Here is a 20,319-nt window from a genome sequence, read left to right as displayed (position 1 = left end):
GTTTAACCACTTCCGTGTATACTCGCGCCATGCCAATATATTACACCCCAAAAGAAGCAAACGAAGCACTGACAGTCATCCGCCCGATGGTCAAAGAGATGATGGAAATCAGCGAGCGGATTCGCGCACGTCAGCCCGAATTCTGGTCTGTGGTGCAAAAGTCCGCTGGGAATGGCGGGAATCCCGCCCTGAGTAAACTCCTCCCTGATTTTGACCGCCTCGATGACCTTCTGCATAAAATGCAGGATCTGGGTATTGAAGTAAAAGACCTGATCATCGGCTTGATCGATTTCACCGCCTTGCACGATGGCAGGGAAGTGTATCTGTGTTGGAAATTTAATGAGGGCAGCATCCAGTTTTGGCACGAGATCGAAGCGGGGTTTTCCGGTCGCCAGTTAATTGATTGGGAATAAATCGTTGTCATATTGTCTGAGTTGTTCTATACTAGCGCACATCCCAAAAGAACCGGTTTAGTGCAACTGAGCATATCAAAAATTGGACGTTATGAGGTTGAACGAGAATTGACGCAAGGTGGTATGGGCGTCATTTTTTTGGCGCGCGACCCGTATATTCAGCGCCAGGTCGTCATCAAAGTGTTAATGTATAGCCACACGCTGGACGATATGTACCGCGAGTTCTTTTTGCAGGAAGCCGAGTTGATCGCCGCACTTGAACATCCATACATTGTGCCTATTTACGATTTTGGCTGGCACGGACAACAACCCTATATCGTAATGCGTTATATGGCGGGCGGTTCGCTGGCTGACAGGCTGCAAAAAGAGGAGATCAAACATACCGAGATCTCACATATTTTTAAACGTATTGGCGATGCTCTCGATGCCGCTCATGCGCGCAAGATCATTCATCGTGATGTAAAACCTTCCAATTTTTTGCTTGATTCAACCGGCGAGATATTCCTCTCTGATTTTGGTATTGCCAAATCAAAAGCCTTTACTGATGACGATGGAACCTGGCTGGTGGGCACGCCCGCATATATGAGCCCCGAACAAGTCAAAGGCAATGAAGTGGATGCGCGGGCTGATGTCTATGCTCTTGGTATTGTGTTGTACCGTTTATTATCAGGACAATTGCCATTTTCGAACGATTCAACCACGGCGCTGATCAATGCACACGTGGACCTGCCTGTTCCTGATATTCGTTTGGTTAAAAATAACATCCCTGCTGTCTGGCAGGAGGTGGTTGCCAAGGCGATGGCGAAAGATCCCAGCGATCGTTATCCCACTGCGGGGGATTTTGCCCGTGATATTGCCGAAGTTGTTTCAGGCAAGTGGTATTTGAGAAAGTTATAAGAGCGAAAACTCATACTCATCAAAGACCTTGTTGCTCAAACAACAAGGTCTTCTTATTTTGTTTTCCATCAGCTATTTAAATGGAGCATGAATGAAAAAAGGAATACTGTAGGAATCGGCGCTTATGCCACCTGGGGATTTTTTTCCCCATCTATTGAAATTTCTTCATCACGTCCCCGCCACCCAGCTGATCGGACATCGCATCATCTGGTCATGTTTGCTGCTGTTGGTCGTCATCCTGTTCACCAAACAATGGGCTGACTTTCGCGGCACGCTCAACGCAAAGGTGATCCGCATCTATACCGTTGCCGCCATTTTGATCGGCATCAACTGGATCGTTTATGTCTGGGCGGTCAACAATGAAAAGATCGTTGAGACCAGCCTCGGATATTTCATCAACCCTCTGCTGAGTGTTTTACTGGGTGTTATCTTTTTAAAGGAACGCCTTCGCCTGGCACAATGGATTCCGATCATTATTGCCGCGCTTGGCGTGACTTATCTCGCCTTTGTTTATGGCCGCCTGCCATATATCGCCCTTACTCTCGCCTTTTCCTTTGCCTTATATGGGTTGGTTAAAAAACTTTCGCCGCTTGGTGCGCTCTACGGTCTAACAATTGAAACAGGCATTCTCTTCATCCCTGCGCTTGGGTATTTGCTTTTGTTGAATCAAACAGCACCGCCGCATTTCTTCACACCGGTCTTACTTCAGATCTACTCATGATCGGCGCTGGTGTGGTCACTACCATTCCATTGTTGATGTTCGCGTCCGCCGCCCGTTCCATTCCGCTTTGGATCGTTGGTCTGCTTCAATATATTGCACCTACACTTCAATTTCTGATCGGTATTTTTATTTACAAGGAACCGTTTAGTGTCAATCAATTGATCGGCTTCGGCATTGTATGGCTCGCGCTGATCATCTTCCTAAGCGAAAATTATTTTGCAAATCGTGCCACCGTCGAACCACTTCCGGAAATGGGGGAGGGCTAAATGAAAATATTATTCATTGGCGGCACCGGCCTGCTTTCTTCCGCGTGCAGTGACCTTGCCGTCGAACGCGGCCACGAACTTTTTCTCCTGAACAGGTCTGTATCGACAAAGTACCCTGCGCCCAACGATGCGACGATTCTACAGGCAGATATCTACGCTGATACAGCGCATCTTTCCTCCCTGTTAGCTGGTCATCATTTCGACGCAGTTGTCGACTTTATTGCATTTTCTCCCTACGACATTGAACGTGACATTGCCCTCTTCCGCGGCAAGACAGATCAATTCGTATTCATCTCCTCTGCCAGCGCTTATCAAAAGCCGGTGCAGAATTATCTGATTACTGAAGAGACACCGCTTGAGAATCCGTATTGGGAGTATTCACGTAACAAGATCGCCTGCGAAGAAGCATTGATGAACGCCCATCACGCAGACGGATTCCCCGTCACCATTGTGCGCCCTTCACATACCTGGGGCCTACACAAATTCCAAGTATCGGGTCATGGCTCCACCCGTGGACTGTGATCGACCGCATGAAGCGCGGCGAGAAAGTCATTGTCCCCGGCGATGGGACTTCGCTCTGGGTGCTTACCTGGAATGCTGATTTTGCCAAAGGGTTGATCGGCTTATTGGGGAATAAAAAAGCTGTCGGTCAGGTCTTTCAAATAACGTCAGACCAGGTGCTGAGTTGGAATCAAATCTACCTCGAAGCGTATCAGGCTCTCGGTCAGACTCCGAACGTGGTTCACATCCCCAGTGATCTGATTGCGGCCTATGAATCTGATGCGGTGGGAAGTCTGATCGGCGATAAATCCAATAGTGTGGTTTTTGATAATAGCAAGATCAAAAGTTTTGTGCCTGATTTCAAATGTGAAGTGACATGGGCTGAAGGTCTGCGCCGCTCACTGGCCTGGTTTGAGGCGCACCCTGAATTTCAAACAATTGATCACGAAGCGAACGCGCGCTGGGATGCGATCATTTCTGCCTATCTGGGCGCGTTTCCGAAATAAATATAATTATCTGACAAAGAAGATTGAACTGGTTATAATTGGCCAAAATCTTATATAGGAGCAGCAAATGAATTTTGCAATGTGGAAGAAAGCACTGAATGTGATCCCTGAGGTTTCAAAGGAAGAGTGGGAAAAACTTGATGTGATCTCAAGGTGGTTGATCTCCACCCGCGCGGCAGTTTTGGTGATGACCTTTATCTCGGCCGCCCTTGCGGGACTTTTTGCATGGCGTGATGGTTCGTTTAGTTTTATTCCGTGGATCGCGCTTGTCTTTGGTTTTATCATGGCACATGCCAGCAATAATATCTTCAACGATTACACTGATTTTGTGCGCGGCGTAGACAAGGATAATTACTACCGCACCATGTACGGTGCGCAGCCCATCGCCTCCGGCCTGATGACCAAACGTCAGCATCTAACCTACTTCGCGGTGACTGGTTTTCTGGCCCTCGTGGCAGGGCTGTACCTAATCTTCATCAACGCAAATGACCCGATCATTTGGATATTACTGGCTGCGGGTGCATTCTTTGTGCTGTTCTATACCTGGCCGCTCAAAGGACTCGGACTCGGCGAAATTGCCGTGCTCGTAGTTTGGGGTCCGCTCATGATCGGCGGCGGATATTATGTTTTGACTCACCAATGGAATTGGTCGGTTGCGATTGCCAGCCTGCCGTATGTGCTGGGTGTGACCACCGTAATTTTCGGCAAGCACATTGATAAGATCGGTGTGGATACCGCGAAGAAGATTCATACCTTGCCGGTCGTGATCGGTGAAAAAGCCGCACGCTATGCAGTCGTTGCGATGATGGTTTTGCCTTATCTTTTCACCGGCTATCTGATCGCGATCAAGTTCTTCACGCCGGTGATGCTGCTCGTTTTGTTTGCCATTCCGGCCTTGCGTGAAAGCCTGCCTCCGCTGATGAAGCCCAAACCAGAAACACGCCCAGAAGGTTTCCCCGATGGACAGGGTGGGTGGCCGTTGTACTTCGCTCCGATTGCCTTCCGCAACAATCGCTCTTTTGGCTCGCTCTTTATGTTGGGCTTGTTGATTGATGTGGCTTTGAGAATTTTCCTGCCCGCTTTTTGGCGCTAGCATTTTTTGATTTTGAAATGCCTTGAAAGATAATTATCTTTCAAGGCATTTTTCTTAATCAGACAAAAGTACTCAATTTCACAAAAGAGTTGTATAATCGCAAACGTTCGTTTATTGGTACGGCACTTGCCGTAATTTTTCAACTTATGTTACTGAATTTCCTATAGAGCACACTGAAAAATTATATCTTCCGCATGTTTTTCTTTGCACGTTCTGCGGTAAATAGTTTTGTGACATAAGACCGATACTCAAGGAGAGAGCAATATGCATATCAACTTTGCCATGTGGCGCAAGGCCTCATGGGAACTCATCAAAATGGACGACAAGAAAGAGTGGGATGCCCTCGATGTCGTCTCCAAGTGGCTGATCGCCACCCGTTCAGCAGTGACCGCGGTCACCGTTTATTCCTGCATTATTGCCGGTGCTCTCGCCTGGCGAGATGGATATTTCCATTGCTCCCGTGGATCATCCTGACCGTTGGCTTGTTCATCGCACATGGCACGAATAACCTGCTCAATGATTACACCGATTTCACACGCGGTGTGGATAACGACAACTACTTCCGCACGCAATATGGTGTCCATCCGCTCGTGCAGAAATTCTGGACAAAGAACATTCAGATCAAGTGGTTCATTATCAGCGGTGTGTTGGCTACGCTTTCCGGCGTGTTTGCACTGTTCTACACAAATTTCAATCCATATATTATTGGCTTGTTTGCCTTCGGAGCACTCGTTCTGCTTTTTTACACCTGGCCTTTCAAATATTGGGGTATTGGTGAATTGTCCATCTTCCTCATCTGGGGTCCGATCATGATCGCAGGCGTGTACATTGCACTTGTCCTCGGTAATGGCGGCGACATCTCCAATGTCTTCAAAGTCGCGCTCGCGGGCGTTCCCTTTGGCTTGAGCGTTGCCAGCATCAACATTGGCAAGCACATCGACAAAATGGACGACGATAAAAAGAAAGGCGTCGGCACTTTCCCTGTCCGCGTTGGACAAACCGTTGCCCGTTACGTGGATATTGCTCCATTGTTGCGGCGTATGGTCTGATTATCTATCTCGTTGCCACGGGATATTTTTCCACTCTGATGTTATTGGTGATCTTTGCCGCACAGCGCGCCATGTATGCCATCGCCGCACTTTCCAAGCCGCGCCCTGATGGCGCACCCAAAGGTTTTGAAGCCTTCTGGCCTACCTGGTTCTCTGGTTTCTGTTTCTATCACAACCGTATGTTCGGCGGCCTCTTTATCGTAGGCATTTTGCTCGATACAGTTGCCCGCAAATTTGAAACATCCCTGCCGGTCAACATCAACATGCTTGGCGCCATCGCCATTGCAATTGGACTGATCTACGCAGTTGCACAAATGGCCATTGCGAAGGCGAAAGCGGCAAAGGCGTAAAAATAAAGGTAATAAGTAAAAGGCTCCGATGACTCGGGCCTTTTTGTTTCTCACTTCTCACTTATCACAATATCTTCAATTTCAAGCCATTCATTCCCGCCCTCCAAAACCCCCAAATGCAATCTTGCCTTCAGGTGTGAATGCCGCATATTGATTATCGATCCAGATAATGACTCCCAACGGCCGCGAAGCGTTTGGACTCACAGTCGACTCAAACACGAGGGCATCATCCACATACCAGACAACGCGCTTCTCGCTCCACTCAAGCCTGTATGCGTGCCATTGAGTGACATCTACCCTGAGAGCAACTCCATCCTCATCAATCACCTTGCTCAACAACTTTCTAGCTGACTTGCGCGAGAAAGGCAGAACCAATCCCGCAAGAATCAGCAATGGATGAAATTTTGGCGAACGAAATGTCTGCCACCCTGCGGATAAAAGTCCCTTGTGCGGCTTTGCATCATCTTAAATGATAAATAATTTTCTACCGAAGCCATAAAAGAACCAAACCGCATTTGGCAGCGCCGGTAATCGAAATGGACTTCCGCCGAAACCGAGCGATAATCCAAATGGATCATTCCACAGCCCGAAGCCCCATGTCCCAGCGATGGAGGTGCTGGAAGTTTTTGCTCGCAGGCTGAGGCTTACTGTCTGGTGCGGAAACTTATGCCGTGGGAGTTGGGAATAGTCATCGAGCTGGGCATCTCGATAGTGTAGAGATCCCTTTTCTGTATTCCCAATCTCCAACCTTTTCATTTTTCAATCTTGCGTTTTGCGTTGCTCTTTCATTTCATCCTTCATCCTTTGCTTTCATCCTTGCCTGTTCACCATCCAAATACCAAACAAAATTACCGCGCCGCCCAAAACGGAGACGAGCGTAATTTGCTCATTCAAAATGACTGCTGCCACCACCATGCTCGTCAATGGTTCAACAAAAAGGAAGGCTCCGGTTTGCGCCGCTGGCAGTTGACTGAGTGCATCGAACCATGCGATGTAAGCCAGACCGGTGGTGAAGATGCCGAGGAAGATCATCGCGATCCAGCCGCGCGAATCAAGCAATGGGATTTCCGTATAACTTTTGTTTGCAAAAAACGCAACGGACGTGATCAACCAGCCAATGGTCATTACCCAAAACGTCATGCGCGTGGACGGATGATTCTTTAATCCGCGCCGTGAGAGGATGGAAAATACTGCCCAGTTGACTGAGCTGATCAGAATAAGATAATCGCCATAGGTGCCAAACTTTCCGCCGGTGAGCGCGGCCAGATCGCCTTTGCTGACCACGGCCAGCACGCCGATCATCGCCAGTGCAATTCCCAAAGATTGAATGAGATTGAGCTTTTCTTTTAAGATCATCCAGCCCAAAATGGCAATAAACGCGGGAGATGTGGAAACGATCCAAGCGGTGGTGGTGGCTTGCGCGGTTTGCAATCCATTGGATTGCAGCCATTGATGAAATGAAATTCCCAAAAAGCCGAGCAGTGCAAAATACCACCACTCATTGCCTTTGGGGAATGCAAATTGTTTGCGGATGATGACCGCGAAGAGAAGAATCGGTATGCCCATTGCAAATCGCAGCCAGACCACCGCGATGGGCGAGATTTGCCCCACGGCGATCTTTGTTGCGATAAAAGACGCGCCCCACACGATGACCGCGAACAGGGCTTCAAGAAAAGGGAGAAGTTTTGTTTTATGCATTAGTACCTTTAACTATGGATCAATTTTTGAAATTTTCCAGTAATCGTTTATATAATTTTTCTGTTTCAGGCAAAGGCTCCATATCCAATTCTTTGGCGAGGAGACGTTTTATTTCCTGATATTGATTGATCAATCCGGCGCGGTCACCTAGGGCGGCATAGGCACGCAAGACCTGACATTGCAAATCTTCCTGTAAGTTGTCAACACGCAAGGCGCGTTCGAGTAATTCAATGGAATGTGTGTAGCGCCGATGGGTGTAATGATGCTCGGCAAGCGCACGCAATGAGCCGAGATAGGCTTGTGTTAATCGTCTGCGTTCGGGGAAGATCCAATCGTAATAAAAGTTTTGCAGATATTCACCTTTATAAAGATTGATCGCCTGCTCATAAAACCGCGCCGTGGATTCATCGTCTGTGCTGGCGCGGGCCTTGGCGAGCGCCGAGTCGAATTCGTCCACGTCAATCGTGAAGCGTGCTGCGTCGATGCGATAGTCCCCCGCCTCGACGAGGATCAAACGCGGAGAGTTTTCTCCTGTCTTCAAGGCGCTGCGTAAACGCGAGAGTGCCGTATGAAAGGCTGTCAGTCCACGCCCGCCTTTTTCAGCCCAGATGCCATCGAAGACCTTGTCCGCTGGGATGCGCTCGCCGCGGAAGGTGATGAAGTAAGCCAGCATATCGCGCGCTTTGGTGGAAACCCAGCGCTCCTGTGAAATTTCTTCATTGCCTGCAAAGACCTGAAATGTTCCGAGAGTTTTGATATGGATCACAGATTGGTTCGCAATGGTGATGGCTGCTGGTTTCTTTTTGCCCGGCAAATTTTCAAGCACACGATTTAGAAACGGACCTTTGTAGCCCGCTTCCACAAGTGCATTACATACCACACGGCTGCGCTCGCCCTGATCGATAAAAAGTTGGAAGGCTTTGGTAGGCTCGATCAATTCCAATGCTTTGCAGGCGTGTTTGATCCCTGTTTCTTTTCTATCTGTGACAAGGTGAATATAAGCCAGTCCAAAATACACCATGGCCAGCGGCACGCGGAATTGTCTGCGTTCACCCGTTTCTGCGAGATCGCTAAAAAGATTTTCAGCACGATTCAGTTCGTTGTTTTCGAGTGCAACATCCGCAAGCACGCTTCGGCAGACAAATGCTTCATATGTATCTGGATTTCCAGTGTACGCCCACAGCGCGCCTTCGGCCAATTGCCAGGCTTCATCTACACGTCCCTGACCGTATAAGTTATACGCCAGATAACCGGTTGCCATTAATTGTTCGTACGATGCAATCCCTAATTGTTGCGCAAGGTCCACCGATTGACGCAAAGCGGCTTCGGCGCGCGCGGTTTCTCCAAAGCGGGTCAATACATTACCCAATGCGGTATAAGCGGCGGGCAATAATTCATTCAAGTGTAAAGTTTGCGCGATCTCTAATCCGCGTTCGGCGTAACGCAGGGCAGTTTCAAATTCGCGCCAATATAAATGCGGCGTGACCAGTAAGATGCAAGCCTGCGCGGCAATTGGAGAAAGTTCTTCGGGCGCAAGACGCAAGGCTTCCTGTGCATGTTTTGCCGCAGAGATCGGGTCGCCGTGCCACCAACAGATTTGGCCGAGTGATTGAATAAAGTTTGCTCGAGATAATGCGGAGAGTCCGTCAGATTTGCGTGCCTCTTCAACAGCTTGCTAGGCCAACTCACGTCCACGATCCATGCTGCTTAAGAAACCCGTGGCCTTCGCAAGGGCCATCAAAGCTTCGGCACGGGCAGTGTGGTCGTCCAGTGGTGCGGCTTGCAAGGCCTGTTCTGAAAGCGTTTCTGCCTGACGATAATTTCCCTGCGCGCGATAGACCTCGGCGAGTTTCGTCAACGCGCGGCTCATGCCTGATGTATTTTTCTGGCTTGCAAAACTGGTACGCGCATCTTCATAAGATGTCACTGCCAGACCCGCTTCGCCAAGCCGGCGGTGGGCGTTTCCATTTTGAAGCAATAGTTCAGGGTTGGCACGCAGCGTTTCAGCGGGCAGCATATTTAGATAACGATGCAAAACTTCAACCCGTCCACGTTCGACATAATCTGCGGCGAAGATGGATGCAACACGCGCCGCGGATTCATGATCTTGTGCGGATATATATTGGAGGAAGGCGGCCTCCACTTCATTATGGGATTCGTAATATGCGCCCGCGCGTCTTTCTAAAACTGTTACCTGTTCGCCAGTCTCGCGGCGGAGTCTACTCTGTAGGAATTCTCGAAAAAGAAAATGGTATTGATACCAGCGCTGCTTTTCATCCAAACTGGTTAGGAATAAATTCTCACGTTCCAACTCTTCGAGCATGTCTTGTGAATTATCAGTCCCTGTTACCGCATTGCATGAGTCCGCATCCATTTGCGAGAGGATGGATGTTTGCAATAAGAAAGATTGCCGCGCTTCAGGTTGGCGGCGAAAAACTTCTTCGGCCAGATATTCAAAGACGAAACGATGTGAACCGCTGAGTGAGGTGACGATCTCACGTGCAGATTCCGCATTTTGCCCAGCCAGTGAACTGCGGACAATCTGCAAAAGCCGCCGCCCAGCCTTCGGTCTTTTGGCTTAATGCGCTCAAACTTTCAGCCGATATATCAGGGACTTCGCGCCGCAGCAGAGTTTCCACTTCATCATCATTGAAGCGCAGATCATTGGCGCGTAATTCAGATAATAATCCGCGGGCGCGCAGGCGTGCGAGTGCCAGCGGGGGATCAGTGCGGGTGGAAATAATGAGATGCAAAGCGGGCGGTGCATTTTCCAATAAATAATCTAATAGCTGGTGGACGATGGGACTCGCCACAAAGTGATAATCTTCAAGAATGATGAGCAGGGTATCGTTGATCTGCTCGGAAAGCTCGTTTTTGCTGGTTGTCCGCATGCGGCGGATCGACTCGATCAGGTGGGTTAGAAAAACTGTCGGGTCAGAATCAGATTCCTCGAGCTGGTACCAGGCCGCAGGTCCGGAATGAGCGTTGAAAAAATCCGCAAGCAGGGTGGTCTTGCCATATCCAGGCGGCGCGGAAACGAGCGTAAGTCGCTGCGTCATGTGACTATCCAGCCATTGGATTAAATGCGGACGGGGTAAATATCCGGCACTGGGCGGCGGGGTAAATTTTGTGTTTAGCAGGGGAGAGGGTTTCATGCTTTGGGAATTATATCCGCTAATGGTTTGCAAACTTTCTGCAAACTCGCTGTGATAGGATTGCTGAAATTCGCCCAACCAAAGAGGAGAAAATATGAAAAGAAATCTGTTTATTTTGTCTTTGTTAGTGGTGCTTGCACTGCTTGCAACCGCCTGCGGATCTGCCGCGACACAGGCGCCCGCTGCAACCGATGCACCAGCCGCCGCCACTGAAGCACCCGCTGCGACTGAAGCGCCGGCGGCCGGCCCTGTCGTTTTGAAATATGCCAGTTCGGCCAACATCACAACCTGGGATCCGATCGCTTCATTCTCAACCGAAGCCGCTTACATGGCGAACATGTATGAGCAATTACTGCGCGTGAATGCGCCTGGCAGTGCCGAGCAGTTTACTCCTTTACTGGCTGAAAGCTGGGAAAAGAGCGAAGATGGTCTGGTTTGGACTTTCCATTTGCGCGAAGGTGTGAAGTTCCATGATGGCGAGCCGATGAATGCGGAAGCTGTCAAGAAATCGATTGAAGCGGCCAAAGATCATGCTGGCGCCTCCTTCATTTGGCTGCCGCTTGCCAGTGTGGATGTAGTTGATGATTTGACTGTCAACTTCACATTGTCCTATGCCCAGCCCTTGGAATTGATCGTCGGTTCTGAATATGCCGCCTACATCGTCAGCCCGAAGGCTCTTGATGCCGCCGCTGCTGATGAAAACTACTGGAGCGCTGGCGTGGAAGCAGGCACGGGTCCTTACATGCTTGAATCCTATACAGCCGACCAGGAACTTGTCTTAACTCAAAACACTGAATACTGGGGTGGATGGGAAGATGGTCAATACGAGAAGGTCTTGGTCACATTTGTTCCCGAAGCCACTACACGTCAGCAATTACTCCGAAGGCGGCGAAGTGGACTTGGTGACCAGTGTTCCTGCGGATGCTTTGCTGCCTTCGCAGAAAACCTGATTACACTGCCTCACTTGAACCAGCTTTGTTCAATTACACCGCTTTCTTCAACACTTTGAAAGCGCCTTTGGATAATGTGAAAGTTCGCCAGGCTTTGTCTTATGCCATGCCTTACGAAGATATCATCGCCCTCGGTGCCAACGGCCGTGGTACACAAAGCCGTGGTCCTGTCCCTGCTGGTGTGTTCCCATACTCTGAAGATGTCAAGCAATACACATATGATATTGAAAAGCCAAAGACTTATTAAAGGAAGCTGGTTATGAAGGCGGCGGTTTCAGCCTCAAACTGACCTATGCTTCTGAGAATTCAACAGAAGAGACCTTCGCTCCTTTGATCAAAGATCCTTTGCCCAGATCGGTGGAAGTGTCCATTGAAGCTCTTGAATTTACCCAGCAATGGGAACTTGCCAAGACCGACCCCGCCTCAGCAGATGCACAGGATATTTTCCTCCTGCTTTACTGGCCGACCTATTCTGACGCTGGCGCCGACAATATGTATAGCATGTTCTATGGCGGCGCAGAGGCACCTTTCCTCAATGTCACAAAATTCAACCTGTCTTTATTGGAAGAATGATCAATACAATGCTCTCATGGATGAAGCAGGCCTCTCAGCGGAACAGATACTGCCGCTTCTTGCGCCAAGTACACCGAGGCTCAGAAATTGCTCGTGGAAGAAGCGCCCGCCGCTTTCCTCTTCGATACCATGGTCGCTTTCGTAAACCCGAACCACGTGGAAGGCTTCAAGTACAACTTGAACTACCCTGATGTCCGCTATTGGTTCTACGAACTTCGCCCTGCCAAATAAGGCATAATGCAACAAGATAACTTCACCACACCCCCCCCCCCGAGCGCGAATTCAAGTGCTCCTCTGTGGTGAAGTTCACACCATGCAAAAGTTTGAATTCTTCCTCCGCCGTATAGGCACATCGCTTTTCGTATTGATCGGAGTATCGGTCATCACGTTTTTTCTTGCGCGCGTGGTCCCCTCCAATGCGGCGGCGTTGTATATCGGCCCGAAGGCGCGGGCAGAAGATATTGAGCGTGTCACAAAGCAATTGGGTTTGATAAACCGCCGCCGGTTCAATATGCGATCTACATGCAGGAACTTTTGCGCGGCGATCTGGGCACATCCATTTCAACCAAACGCCCGATCACGGAAGAACTTGCGGGGCGTATTCCCGCCACGCTTGAATTACTTTTCTCAGGCATGTTTGTTGCAATCCTGATCGGTGTTCCATTGGGTGTATTAAGCGCGCGCTGGCAGGGCAAACCAATTGATGCGGCAGTGCGCGTGCTTTCCATCGTTGGCGTTTCAATGCCCGCGTTTTTTCTCGGACTTATTTTTCAGATCGTCTTTTTCCGAAATCTGGATATTCTTCCGCTCGCTGGGCGTGTGGACGGTGACCTGCGATTTTCAAATCCGCTGACAGAGATCACCAACTTTATATTGCTCGATTCATTCTTAACTGCCAACTGGGTCACCCTTAAGGATGCTTTTCTACACCTGATCCTTCCCTCCTTAACCCTTGCCGCCTATCCCATCGGACTTATTGCCCGCATGACCCGCGCCGCCATGCTCGAAGTTTTTGAACAGGATTACATCCGCACAGCGCGCGCGTATGGCATCCGTCAATATGTGGTGATTTATCTTTATGCGTTGAAAAATGCCATCAGTCCCACATTGACAGTGATCGGATTAACCTTTGCCTTTGCGTTGACTGGAACCTTCTTTGTTGAGATCCTTTTCAACTGGCCGGGGCTGGGACTGTTCACCGTCCGCTCACTTTTGAATCTTGATTATCCCGCCATTATGGGCATGACTCTCTTTGGCGCAACAGGATATGTACTCATCAACCTGATCGTTGACCTCCTGCAAGCATGGATCGACCCGCGAGTAAGTTTGGATTAATCATGGCTGCCCCTACTCCGACTCTCCCCGTCCTTGAATCATCCGGCAAGCGCACCATGCGCCATGTGGCGTCTGTCATCTTGCGTGATCCGCTTTCTTTTATTAGTACAGTCATTATTGTCATGTTTATTTTTATGGCGATCTTCTCCTATCAGATCGCGCCTTTCCCTGAAGAAGGCGAAGGAAAAACACACGCTTCGAATACCTTACTTCCGCCTTCCGCTGGACACTGGTTTGGCACAGACAAACTCGGGCGTGACATCGTCAGCAGAGTCATCATGGGTGCCCGTCCTGCATTAATCATCCCCATCGGTGTGGTTTTATTTGCAGTGTTGATCGGCGCGCCGCTGGGCGCTTTAGCCGGTTACAAGGGCGGCTGGCTGGATGAAGTCATCATGCGCACTACTGATCTATTTCTGGCATTTCCATCTCTCTTGCTGGCAATGGCTATCGCTTCCGCGCTTGGACGTGGTCTTGATAAAGCCGCCATCGCGCTGATCATCTCTTGGTGGCCGTGGTACACACGCATTGCACGCGGCGTCACTATTAGTTTGAAGAAACGTTATTTTGTTGAAGCCGCGCAGGCGATGGGGTGTCAGCGATACGGTAATTATCTTCCGTCATATTTTGCCGGAATACGATCTCGCCCATCCTCGTGCAAGCCACAGTGGATTTGGGTACGGTCATCCTAGCAATGGGCGGGCTGGCGTTCTTAGGACTCGGCACACAACCCCCGTCACCTGATTGGGGATTAATGGTCAGCGATGGACGTACTTATATTCTCGATCAGTGGTGGATTGCCACCTTCCCCGGTTTGGCGATCTTTGTTGTTGTCCTTGCCTTCAATTTAATTGGTGACACCTTGCGCGACATCTTCGACCCGAGGCAATATAAATGAGCGATTTATTGTCTGTCAATAATCTGGCGATCGATTTCAAAACCGCGCACGGCTTGCATAAGGCGTTGAATAATGTTTCCTTTAATGTGAAGCGCGGCGAGATATTTGGTGTGGTCGGTGAAACCGGCTGCGGCAAGACCATCACAGGGTTATCCATTTTGCGCTTGTTGCCAAAGTCTGCGACCATACGCGGCGAGATCATGTTCGAAGGCAAAAATTTGCTTGAGCTTTCCGAGTCTGAAATGAACACAGTCCGCGGCGGGCGGATTTCGATGATCTTTCAAGACCCTACTTCATCGCTTAACCCCGTCTTTACCGTAGGCGAGCAGATCACACGAGTAGTGCGTCAACATTTGAAACTGATAAACAAAGTCAGCGCAAATTCAAGCGGAAGAAAGCCTCGATGCGGTTGGCTTGCCTGATGTAAAACGAGTGATGACATCCTATCCGCATCAACTTTCGGCGGACAACAGCAGCGTGTGATGATCGCAATGGCATTGGCCTGCCGTCCCTCCTTGTTGATCGCGGATGAACCCACCACGGCACTGGATGTCACCATTCAGGCGCAGATATTAAATCTGCTGCGTGATCTGCAAAAGAAATTTGATCTTTCCATTGTGTTGATCACGCATAACCTTGGTGTTGTGGCGCAAGCCTGTGACCGTATGGCTGTGTTGTACGCGGGCAGTGTGGCTGAAACTTCCCCAACCTATTTTGTGTACGAAAAGCCCCATCATCCATACAGCAAGGGATTGTTGGCGGCCATCCCACGCCCCGGTTCACGTGGACAAAGAATGGCGGCGATTCCCGGTACGGTGCCATCCAACCCGGGCGAAGTGATCGGGTGCCCATTTGCGCCGCGTTGTGCAAATGTATTTGATCGCTGCTTGAAAGAAAAACCGCCCTTGGTAAATGTTGGTGAATCCCATGAAAGCGCATGTTTCTTGCCCGCTGGGTCATGATCGCCATGACGAATCAACCTTTACTCACTGCGCAAAATCTCAAGAAACATTTTCCATTATCAGGCGGATTAATTTCACGCTTCAACCCCGCTGCAAGACGCTACGTTTATGCTGTAGATGGTGTGAGTCTGGAAGTGTTTGCGGGCGAGGTGCTGGGCTTGGTGGGTGAGTCGGGCTGCGGCAAAACTACCCTCGGAAGAATGTTGATGCGCTTGATCGAACCGACAGATGGGAAAGTCATTTTCGATGAACGTGAGATCACTTCTCTCTCTCGTAATGAAATGCGGCAAGTGCGCCGTGAGATGCAGATCGTCTTTCAAAACCCATATTCGTCTTTGAGTCCGCGGCTGAAGATCGTGGATGCGATTTCAGAACCATTGCTGACGCACAAGATCGTGCAAAAATATGAAGTGCGTGCGCGCGCGCTGCAATTGCTGGAGCAGGTTGGACTCGGCGAACAACATCTGGATCGCTTCCCGCATGAGCTTTCAGGCGGACAGTGTCAGCGGGTGGCGATTGCGCGTGCGCTGGCGGTTAATCCGCGGCTGATCGTGTTGGACGAACCGACTTCCGCGCTGGATGTTTCGGTGCAGGCGCAGATCATTAATTTATTGCAGGACTTGCAGCGAGAGAACAATTTTAACGTATGTGTTTATTTCGCATGACCTGAATGTTGTACAGCATATCAGTGATCGTATCGGCGTGATGTATTTGGGAAAGATGGTGGAGTTGGGTCCATCGGAGGATGTGTATAACGAACCATTACATCCTTATACAAAAGCGTTGTTCGGCGCGATCCCTTTGCCGGTTGTGAGTATTGAGCGGCGTGAATTAACGGTGTTGGAGGGAAATGTCCCCAGCCCGGTGAATCCGCCTTTAGGCTGCCGCTTTCACACGCGCTGTCCTTTGGCGCAAAAGATCTGTCAGGAAACAGAACCAGTTTTCAGTCAAGTAAGAAGCGGGCGCTTCGTCGCCTGTCATTTTGTAGAGGTATGAGGAGCCATTTATGACTCGTTTGTTTGGAATCGCAGGTGTGCAAATGTCAGTCTCGCCTTTTGATGCGCAGGGGACGATCGATAAGATGTCTGATGTTGCATTGAATATTGCGAAAGGGATGCCCTGGGTAAACATGGTGGTGTTCCATGAATTGATCGTGCCGGGGTTGGTGCAATTTCTTACGCCTGAAGATAAGGATTGGTATCTTAAAAATTCTGATACGATCCCGGCCCGTTGACGGACCGTTTAGTGCGTTGGCGCGCAAGACCTCATCAATGGCTTGTGCCCGGCTCAATGTGGGAGCGTGACGGCGATAAGATGTATAACACTGCGATCGTAATTTCACCGCAAGGCGAGATCGTTGCAAAATATCGCAAAATGTTTCCATGGCTGCCCTATGAAGCGGGTACATCTGCGGGCGATGAATTTTGTGTATTCGATATTCCAGATGTGGGGCGTTTTGGTTTATGTATTTGCTATGATATGTGGTTCCCTGAAGTAGCGCGCACGCTGGCATGGATGGGTGCGGAAGTTATTATTCAACCCACGCTGACTCCCACCTCTGACCGTGAGCTTGAACTGGTGATGGCGCGTGCAAATGCCTTGTTCAATCAATGTTATTTTGTGAGTATCAATGGGATCGGTACCTGGGGCGGCGGACGCTCGACCATTATTAATCCAGATGGGCGCGTTTTGCAGGAGGCTTCCACCAATCAAACCTTTATGACGGAGTTGATCGATCTTGATCACACTACGCGGTCGCGTGAGTATGGAACATTGGGACTGGCGCAAACTCTCAAACAATTACGCGACTCAGGGCATACTTTCCCCATGTATCAGGATGGTGCACTGCAAAAAGGAAGTTTTGAAAAACTGGGTCCGCTTAAGTTCTTTCGTCAATCAGATCATTTGAATAATCGTTGATTCATTTTAAGGCTGACGAGCCGCTTCCTTGGGGGAAGTGGCTCGTTTTGTTTTCAACGGGTAGGTGGTCTGCCCGCTGCATCGTTTCTTTCGCCAAAGGAGATTATATGAAAAGACCGGTTTTTACTTTTGCGCTGACTTTGTTTCTTGTTGTTGCGATCCTAATGGCATGTATGCCGCAATCTGTGCAGGCGGCAGCTGTTACGATCTATACTACAACCTTTAATTCCGGTTATACAGATTGGCTGCATCCAGCGCTACCAATGGGATCAGCCTGCTTTACAACTCCCAGGATCAGCGGGAGCGCAGTCCGCATTACCAACACAGGCAGTATCACGCGCACTGTTTCCACAGTAGGCTATACCGGAATTTCTGTCACCTCAAATCTTGCCGCCTCTTTACTGGAAAGCGCCGATTGGTGCTATGTGGAATACAACACAGGCGGCGGCTGGGTCGTGATGCAGCAAAAGACTGACGGACAGGATAACAGTGTATATAGTTCGGTCACGGTCAGCAATATTGCCGGCGCGGATAATAATGCCAGTTTTCAGATCCGCTACCGTGGACAGGATGGTACATCCGACCATTGTTATGCCGAAGATATCACTGTAAGCGGAACCTTAGGGCACTGCGCCTACGAACACTCGCTTCCGCCCACTGCCACTCCGGGCCCGACCGCTACCCCCGTTCCCGGAGGATCTGTCCCCGGTGACCCGCTGACTGGAAACGGTGTTGTTTCACGTACTGTATTGACCTATGCCAACTTGACCAGCGGTTCAAGCACTGCGCCGGTAGATGACACCAACGGTTTTGGCTTACCGTCCACTGCGGCCATGCCTTTGCATGTATTTGAAGGTTCGCTTGTTCTGAATAACGAAGCTACCAGCGGCGGTTTTAGCGAAGTAAAAGATACGTATGCCTATACAGGTAACGCTGATAATCCGCGCAAGCATTTACCGGAATTTAGCTTTGAGTTCGTCCAAAATGGCAGTCATCTGATCCCTGTTAATCAAGGACTCAGTATCACCGGACATGCGTATTGGAATTATATTGTTGGCCCCGGCCGTGCCTGGTCAGAGACAAGCGATAATGGGTGGTCGCGTGCTTCATTCCCGTTTGCGCTTGTTCAGCGAAATGCCAACTGTACACACAATGGTGTGATGACTTTCCTCTTCAATGGCACGTCTGTTTCCAATGTGCGTTACCAAATTACGCAGGAGACCTGCGCGTATTACAAGATCAACATGTGGGGACAGCTTTCAACCACATATTCACCCTATGCGGTTTCCAATGCCGCAGCATACAAAAATAATCACGCGGCTGAAGTTACCAATCGTTTGCCGACCAAACCCATTGCAGACCTTGCCACTGATTTCCCTGCTTCGGTGTCACGTATCCACTTTTGGCAGCGGGGTTACAGCCGCCTCATGACCTATTATGGCGTGATCATTAACGGAACTAACTATGTCTCTGGCTGTACAACCCGCTATGGTACATATGCCTTCTGTGGAAGTATGCGCGCACCTTCCTATTCCACGGCGAAGTCGGCTTTTGCAAGTATGGCAATGATGCGTCTGGGACAAGTCTACGGTACGGGAGTATATAACCAACTGATCAAAGATCATGTGCCGGAATATTCCAGTAGTGTTGGCACATGGACAAGCGTTACATTCAATAACAGATTGACATGGCGACCGGCAATTATCGTTTGGCAGGATATGAATCAGATGAAGGCGGTTCCTATATGGAAACTTTCTTCCTCGCCGAGCCATACTCTACGAAGATCACTGCCGCTTTTAATTTCCCAAACAAAGTTGCTCCCGGCACATTCTGGAACTATCACTCTTCAGACACATTCATTGTGACTCGCGCCATGAACAATTACCTGCAAGCTCAGGCCGGCAGCGGCGCGGATATTTTCAACATGGTGCGCGATGAAGTCTTTACCCCATCAAACTATCCGCTGGGACGATGACCAGTCTGCGCACAGACAATAACTCCACGGGCGCACCTTTTGGTGGTTACGGATTATTCTGGACTCAGGATGATATTGCCAAAGTGGCCAAATTGCTCAATAACGATAACGGCATGGCCAACGGCGTACAACTCCTTCAAACTGATATGCTGGCAGACTCAATGCAGAAAGATGCCGCAGATCGCGGGTTGGACACAACCGGTACGCCGGTATTCAAATATAACAATGCCTTTTGGGCCAAGCAATTTACCACAACAGACGGTTTCACCTGTTCTTTCTATACACCCTTTATGTCTGGCTATGGCGGTATTACTGTAGTGATGATGCCTTGCGGCGCAAACCTACTACTATTTCAGCGATAACGAAGAATATTCCTGGAGTAGTTCAGTGGTTGAAGCCAATAAACTTGCTCCGCACTGCCCGTAAAGTCCGATTTTTTTTACAATGAGCCGCACGTACAAATCTGTACGTGCGGCTTTTAATACGTGTATAATTACGGCTCGGAGGCAACACTTCATGGAAATTACCTGGTACGGACATTCCTGTTTTCGGCTCACGGAAAGAAACATTGTGACCGTGGTTACCGATCCATTTGACAACAAAGTTGTCGGCTACGAAGCTTAAAACTAAAAGCTGAGATCGTTACCGTCAGCCACGATGCGCCCGGTCACAACAACAGCGATGCGGTAAAAGGCAGCACGCGTGCTCACACCGGCCCGGTGAATTTGAGATCGGCGGCGTATTTATCACAGCAGTTCAAACAGACACCGGCAAGAAATCGAAAGACAGAGTCCGCAATACCGATATGTCTTTGATTATGACGGCATTACCGTCGCTCCATCTCGGCGACCTGCAGCAGATCCCACCCCAAAGTGAGATCGAACTGCTTGGCACTGTCAACGTGGCACTCGTGCCTGTCGGCGGCGGTTCCAGCCTCAACGCTGCGAAAGCTGCGGAAGTTGTCAGCATGTTGGAGCCCAATCTTGTCATCCCGATGCACTACGCCACCCCCGATGCCAAACTCAAACTGGACGAGATCAATAAATTTATCAAGGAA

The 20,319-nt window shown here is 49.6% G+C and carries 29 protein-coding genes and 4 pseudogenes; 27 read left to right on the top strand and 6 right to left on the bottom strand.

What is annotated here, in order from left to right; all coding sequences use genetic code 11:
- The first annotated feature begins 29 nt into the window (after positions 1–29).
- The 10 genes from IPL71_RS16355 to IPL71_RS16310 all read left to right on the top strand — a co-directional run bounded on the left by IPL71_RS16355 (position 30) and on the right by IPL71_RS16310 (position 5,796).
- Entirely contained in the window at positions 30–413 is a 384-nt protein-coding gene (locus tag IPL71_RS16355) for a DUF2203 domain-containing protein (RefSeq protein WP_345323459.1), read from the top strand.
- 60 nt (positions 414–473) lie between these two features.
- Complete coding sequence (locus IPL71_RS16350; RefSeq protein ID WP_345323457.1) at positions 474–1,310, top strand: serine/threonine-protein kinase; 837 nt, start codon at positions 474–476, stop codon at positions 1,308–1,310.
- Between the two features lie 154 nt (positions 1,311–1,464).
- On the top strand, positions 1,465–2,031 hold the full coding sequence (rarD, locus tag IPL71_RS16345; RefSeq protein ID WP_345323455.1) for an EamA family transporter RarD: 567 nt from the start codon (positions 1,465–1,467) through the stop codon (positions 2,029–2,031).
- The gene (locus IPL71_RS16340) at positions 2,028–2,297 is read left to right on the top strand and encodes an EamA family transporter (RefSeq protein ID WP_345323453.1); all 270 of its coding nucleotides are present in this window, start codon (positions 2,028–2,030) and stop codon (positions 2,295–2,297) included. Before rarD ends, IPL71_RS16340 begins: the two co-directional genes overlap by 4 nt.
- Positions 2,298–2,819 carry an NAD-dependent epimerase/dehydratase family protein gene (locus IPL71_RS16335; protein WP_345323451.1) on the top strand — a complete coding sequence of 174 codons (522 nt, stop codon included), beginning with the start codon at positions 2,298–2,300 and terminating at the stop codon, positions 2,817–2,819.
- A gap of 8 nt (positions 2,820–2,827) precedes the next feature.
- Entirely contained in the window at positions 2,828–3,304 is a 477-nt protein-coding gene (locus IPL71_RS16330; protein ID WP_345323449.1) for a Rossmann-fold NAD(P)-binding domain-containing protein, read from the top strand.
- Positions 3,305–3,371: 67 nt separating this feature from the next.
- Positions 3,372–4,397: a prenyltransferase gene (locus IPL71_RS16325; protein ID WP_345323447.1), complete on the top strand. Its 1,026-nt coding sequence runs from the start codon at positions 3,372–3,374 to the stop codon at positions 4,395–4,397.
- Positions 4,398–4,661: 264 nt separating this feature from the next.
- Positions 4,662–4,871, top strand: coding sequence for a hypothetical protein (locus tag IPL71_RS16320; RefSeq protein WP_345323446.1), 210 nt, complete (start codon positions 4,662–4,664; stop codon positions 4,869–4,871).
- Positions 4,850–5,446, top strand: a complete 597-nt coding sequence (locus IPL71_RS16315) for a prenyltransferase (protein WP_345323445.1) — start codon at positions 4,850–4,852, stop codon at positions 5,444–5,446. Before IPL71_RS16320 ends, IPL71_RS16315 begins: the two co-directional genes overlap by 22 nt.
- Before the next feature lie 38 nt (positions 5,447–5,484).
- Positions 5,485–5,796, top strand: a complete 312-nt coding sequence (locus IPL71_RS16310; RefSeq protein ID WP_345323443.1) for a hypothetical protein — start codon at positions 5,485–5,487, stop codon at positions 5,794–5,796.
- 90 nt (positions 5,797–5,886) lie between these two features.
- On the opposite strand, the gene IPL71_RS16305 is transcribed toward IPL71_RS16310, so the two are convergent.
- The 6 genes from IPL71_RS16305 to IPL71_RS16280 form a co-directional block, all read right to left on the bottom strand.
- Positions 5,887–6,123 (bottom strand): family 16 glycosylhydrolase, encoded by a 237-nt coding sequence (locus tag IPL71_RS16305; protein WP_345323481.1) that lies wholly within the window; start codon positions 6,121–6,123, stop codon positions 5,887–5,889.
- A gap of 138 nt (positions 6,124–6,261) precedes the next feature.
- Positions 6,262–6,552, bottom strand: a complete 291-nt coding sequence (locus tag IPL71_RS16300; protein WP_345323441.1) for a hypothetical protein — start codon at positions 6,550–6,552, stop codon at positions 6,262–6,264.
- A 54-nt stretch (positions 6,553–6,606) separates the two neighbouring features.
- Positions 6,607–7,494, bottom strand: a complete 888-nt coding sequence (locus tag IPL71_RS16295) for a DMT family transporter (RefSeq protein ID WP_345323439.1) — start codon at positions 7,492–7,494, stop codon at positions 6,607–6,609.
- Positions 7,495–7,513: 19 nt separating this feature from the next.
- Complete coding sequence (locus IPL71_RS16290) at positions 7,514–9,067, bottom strand: BTAD domain-containing putative transcriptional regulator (protein ID WP_345323479.1); 1,554 nt, start codon at positions 9,065–9,067, stop codon at positions 7,514–7,516.
- 102 nt (positions 9,068–9,169) lie between these two features.
- On the bottom strand, positions 9,170–10,042 hold the full coding sequence (locus tag IPL71_RS16285; RefSeq protein WP_345323437.1) for a winged helix-turn-helix domain-containing protein: 873 nt from the start codon (positions 10,040–10,042) through the stop codon (positions 9,170–9,172).
- Entirely contained in the window at positions 9,990–10,649 is a 660-nt protein-coding gene (locus tag IPL71_RS16280; protein ID WP_345323435.1) for a MalT transcriptional regulator family protein, read from the bottom strand. The genes IPL71_RS16285 and IPL71_RS16280 overlap by 53 nt, the downstream gene beginning before the upstream one ends.
- A gap of 94 nt (positions 10,650–10,743) precedes the next feature.
- On the opposite strand from IPL71_RS16280, the gene IPL71_RS16275 reads away from it, so the two are divergent.
- The 17 genes and pseudogenes from IPL71_RS16275 to IPL71_RS16200 form a co-directional block, all read left to right on the top strand.
- The gene (locus IPL71_RS16275) at positions 10,744–11,658 is read left to right on the top strand and encodes an ABC transporter substrate-binding protein (RefSeq protein WP_345323434.1); all 915 of its coding nucleotides are present in this window, start codon (positions 10,744–10,746) and stop codon (positions 11,656–11,658) included.
- Entirely contained in the window at positions 11,571–11,846 is a 276-nt protein-coding gene (locus IPL71_RS16270) for an ABC transporter substrate-binding protein (RefSeq protein WP_345323433.1), read from the top strand. Before IPL71_RS16275 ends, IPL71_RS16270 begins: the two co-directional genes overlap by 88 nt.
- A gap of 83 nt (positions 11,847–11,929) precedes the next feature.
- Complete coding sequence (locus tag IPL71_RS16265; RefSeq protein ID WP_345323431.1) at positions 11,930–12,172, top strand: hypothetical protein; 243 nt, start codon at positions 11,930–11,932, stop codon at positions 12,170–12,172.
- A gap of 87 nt (positions 12,173–12,259) precedes the next feature.
- Positions 12,260–12,403: a hypothetical protein gene (locus IPL71_RS16260; RefSeq protein ID WP_345323430.1), complete on the top strand. Its 144-nt coding sequence runs from the start codon at positions 12,260–12,262 to the stop codon at positions 12,401–12,403.
- Between the two features lie 82 nt (positions 12,404–12,485).
- A pseudogene (locus IPL71_RS26080) lies at positions 12,486–12,605 on the top strand (glutathione ABC transporter permease GsiC); the annotation flags it as partial.
- 89 nt (positions 12,606–12,694) lie between these two features.
- Positions 12,695–13,507 carry an ABC transporter permease gene (locus IPL71_RS16255; RefSeq protein WP_345323428.1) on the top strand — a complete coding sequence of 271 codons (813 nt, stop codon included), beginning with the start codon at positions 12,695–12,697 and terminating at the stop codon, positions 13,505–13,507.
- Positions 13,508–13,509: 2 nt separating this feature from the next.
- Positions 13,510–14,199, top strand: a complete 690-nt coding sequence (locus tag IPL71_RS16250) for an ABC transporter permease (RefSeq protein ID WP_345323426.1) — start codon at positions 13,510–13,512, stop codon at positions 14,197–14,199.
- Complete coding sequence (locus tag IPL71_RS16245) at positions 14,175–14,405, top strand: ABC transporter permease subunit (RefSeq protein ID WP_345323424.1); 231 nt, start codon at positions 14,175–14,177, stop codon at positions 14,403–14,405. The genes IPL71_RS16250 and IPL71_RS16245 overlap by 25 nt, the downstream gene beginning before the upstream one ends.
- Positions 14,402–14,935: pseudogene (locus IPL71_RS16240) on the top strand (ATP-binding cassette domain-containing protein); the annotation flags it as partial. The gene IPL71_RS16245 and the pseudogene IPL71_RS16240, both read left to right, overlap by 4 nt.
- Positions 14,936–15,070: 135 nt before the next feature.
- Positions 15,071–15,367 carry an oligopeptide/dipeptide ABC transporter ATP-binding protein gene (locus IPL71_RS16235; RefSeq protein ID WP_345323478.1) on the top strand — a complete coding sequence of 99 codons (297 nt, stop codon included), beginning with the start codon at positions 15,071–15,073 and terminating at the stop codon, positions 15,365–15,367.
- Positions 15,368–15,372: 5 nt separating this feature from the next.
- Positions 15,373–16,363, top strand: a pseudogene (locus IPL71_RS16230) (ABC transporter ATP-binding protein).
- A gap of 10 nt (positions 16,364–16,373) precedes the next feature.
- Positions 16,374–16,601, top strand: a complete 228-nt coding sequence (locus IPL71_RS16225; RefSeq protein WP_345323422.1) for a carbon-nitrogen hydrolase family protein — start codon at positions 16,374–16,376, stop codon at positions 16,599–16,601.
- Positions 16,602–16,612: 11 nt separating this feature from the next.
- A complete protein-coding gene (locus IPL71_RS16220) occupies positions 16,613–17,287 on the top strand; it encodes a carbon-nitrogen hydrolase family protein (RefSeq protein ID WP_345323420.1) in 675 nt (224 codons plus the stop codon).
- Positions 17,288–17,394: 107 nt separating this feature from the next.
- Positions 17,395–19,152 carry a hypothetical protein gene (locus IPL71_RS16215; RefSeq protein WP_345323418.1) on the top strand — a complete coding sequence of 586 codons (1,758 nt, stop codon included), beginning with the start codon at positions 17,395–17,397 and terminating at the stop codon, positions 19,150–19,152.
- A 106-nt stretch (positions 19,153–19,258) separates the two neighbouring features.
- A complete protein-coding gene (locus IPL71_RS16210) occupies positions 19,259–19,624 on the top strand; it encodes a hypothetical protein (protein WP_345323416.1) in 366 nt (121 codons plus the stop codon).
- 154 nt (positions 19,625–19,778) lie between these two features.
- On the top strand, positions 19,779–19,886 hold the full coding sequence (locus IPL71_RS16205; protein WP_345323414.1) for an MBL fold metallo-hydrolase: 108 nt from the start codon (positions 19,779–19,781) through the stop codon (positions 19,884–19,886).
- Positions 19,887–19,977: 91 nt separating this feature from the next.
- Positions 19,978–20,319: pseudogene (locus IPL71_RS16200) on the top strand (MBL fold metallo-hydrolase); the annotation flags it as partial.

The sequence above is a fragment of the Candidatus Villigracilis proximus genome (genome assembly GCF_016717045.1).
Classification (GTDB): Bacteria; Chloroflexota; Anaerolineae; order Anaerolineales; family Villigracilaceae; genus Villigracilis; species Villigracilis proximus.
This window is presented reverse-complemented; position numbering and strand designations above follow the sequence as displayed.

Coding starts and splice junctions, on each gene's coding strand:
- IPL71_RS16320 (WP_345323446.1), top strand. CDS start 4,662: ATGCATATCAACTTTGCCATGTGGCGCAAGGCCTCATGGGAACTCATC.
- IPL71_RS16205 (WP_345323414.1), top strand. CDS start 19,779: ATGGAAATTACCTGGTACGGACATTCCTGTTTTCGGCTCACGGAAAGA.
- IPL71_RS16255 (WP_345323428.1), top strand. CDS start 12,695: ATGCAGGAACTTTTGCGCGGCGATCTGGGCACATCCATTTCAACCAAA.
- IPL71_RS16270 (WP_345323433.1), top strand. CDS start 11,571: ATGCTTTGCTGCCTTCGCAGAAAACCTGATTACACTGCCTCACTTGAA.
- IPL71_RS16330 (WP_345323449.1), top strand. CDS start 2,828: ATGAAGCGCGGCGAGAAAGTCATTGTCCCCGGCGATGGGACTTCGCTC.
- IPL71_RS16300 (WP_345323441.1), bottom strand. CDS start 6,552: ATGAAAAGGTTGGAGATTGGGAATACAGAAAAGGGATCTCTACACTAT.
- IPL71_RS16335 (WP_345323451.1), top strand. CDS start 2,298: ATGAAAATATTATTCATTGGCGGCACCGGCCTGCTTTCTTCCGCGTGC.
- IPL71_RS16225 (WP_345323422.1), top strand. CDS start 16,374: ATGACTCGTTTGTTTGGAATCGCAGGTGTGCAAATGTCAGTCTCGCCT.
- IPL71_RS16280 (WP_345323435.1), bottom strand. CDS start 10,649: ATGAAACCCTCTCCCCTGCTAAACACAAAATTTACCCCGCCGCCCAGT.
- IPL71_RS16210 (WP_345323416.1), top strand. CDS start 19,259: ATGACCAGTCTGCGCACAGACAATAACTCCACGGGCGCACCTTTTGGT.
- IPL71_RS16325 (WP_345323447.1), top strand. CDS start 3,372: ATGAATTTTGCAATGTGGAAGAAAGCACTGAATGTGATCCCTGAGGTT.
- IPL71_RS16295 (WP_345323439.1), bottom strand. CDS start 7,494: ATGCATAAAACAAAACTTCTCCCTTTTCTTGAAGCCCTGTTCGCGGTC.
- IPL71_RS16275 (WP_345323434.1), top strand. CDS start 10,744: ATGAAAAGAAATCTGTTTATTTTGTCTTTGTTAGTGGTGCTTGCACTG.
- IPL71_RS16310 (WP_345323443.1), top strand. CDS start 5,485: ATGTTATTGGTGATCTTTGCCGCACAGCGCGCCATGTATGCCATCGCC.
- IPL71_RS16215 (WP_345323418.1), top strand. CDS start 17,395: ATGAAAAGACCGGTTTTTACTTTTGCGCTGACTTTGTTTCTTGTTGTT.
- IPL71_RS16340 (WP_345323453.1), top strand. CDS start 2,028: ATGATCGGCGCTGGTGTGGTCACTACCATTCCATTGTTGATGTTCGCG.
- IPL71_RS16250 (WP_345323426.1), top strand. CDS start 13,510: ATGGCTGCCCCTACTCCGACTCTCCCCGTCCTTGAATCATCCGGCAAG.
- IPL71_RS16355 (WP_345323459.1), top strand. CDS start 30: ATGCCAATATATTACACCCCAAAAGAAGCAAACGAAGCACTGACAGTC.
- IPL71_RS16235 (WP_345323478.1), top strand. CDS start 15,071: ATGGCTGTGTTGTACGCGGGCAGTGTGGCTGAAACTTCCCCAACCTAT.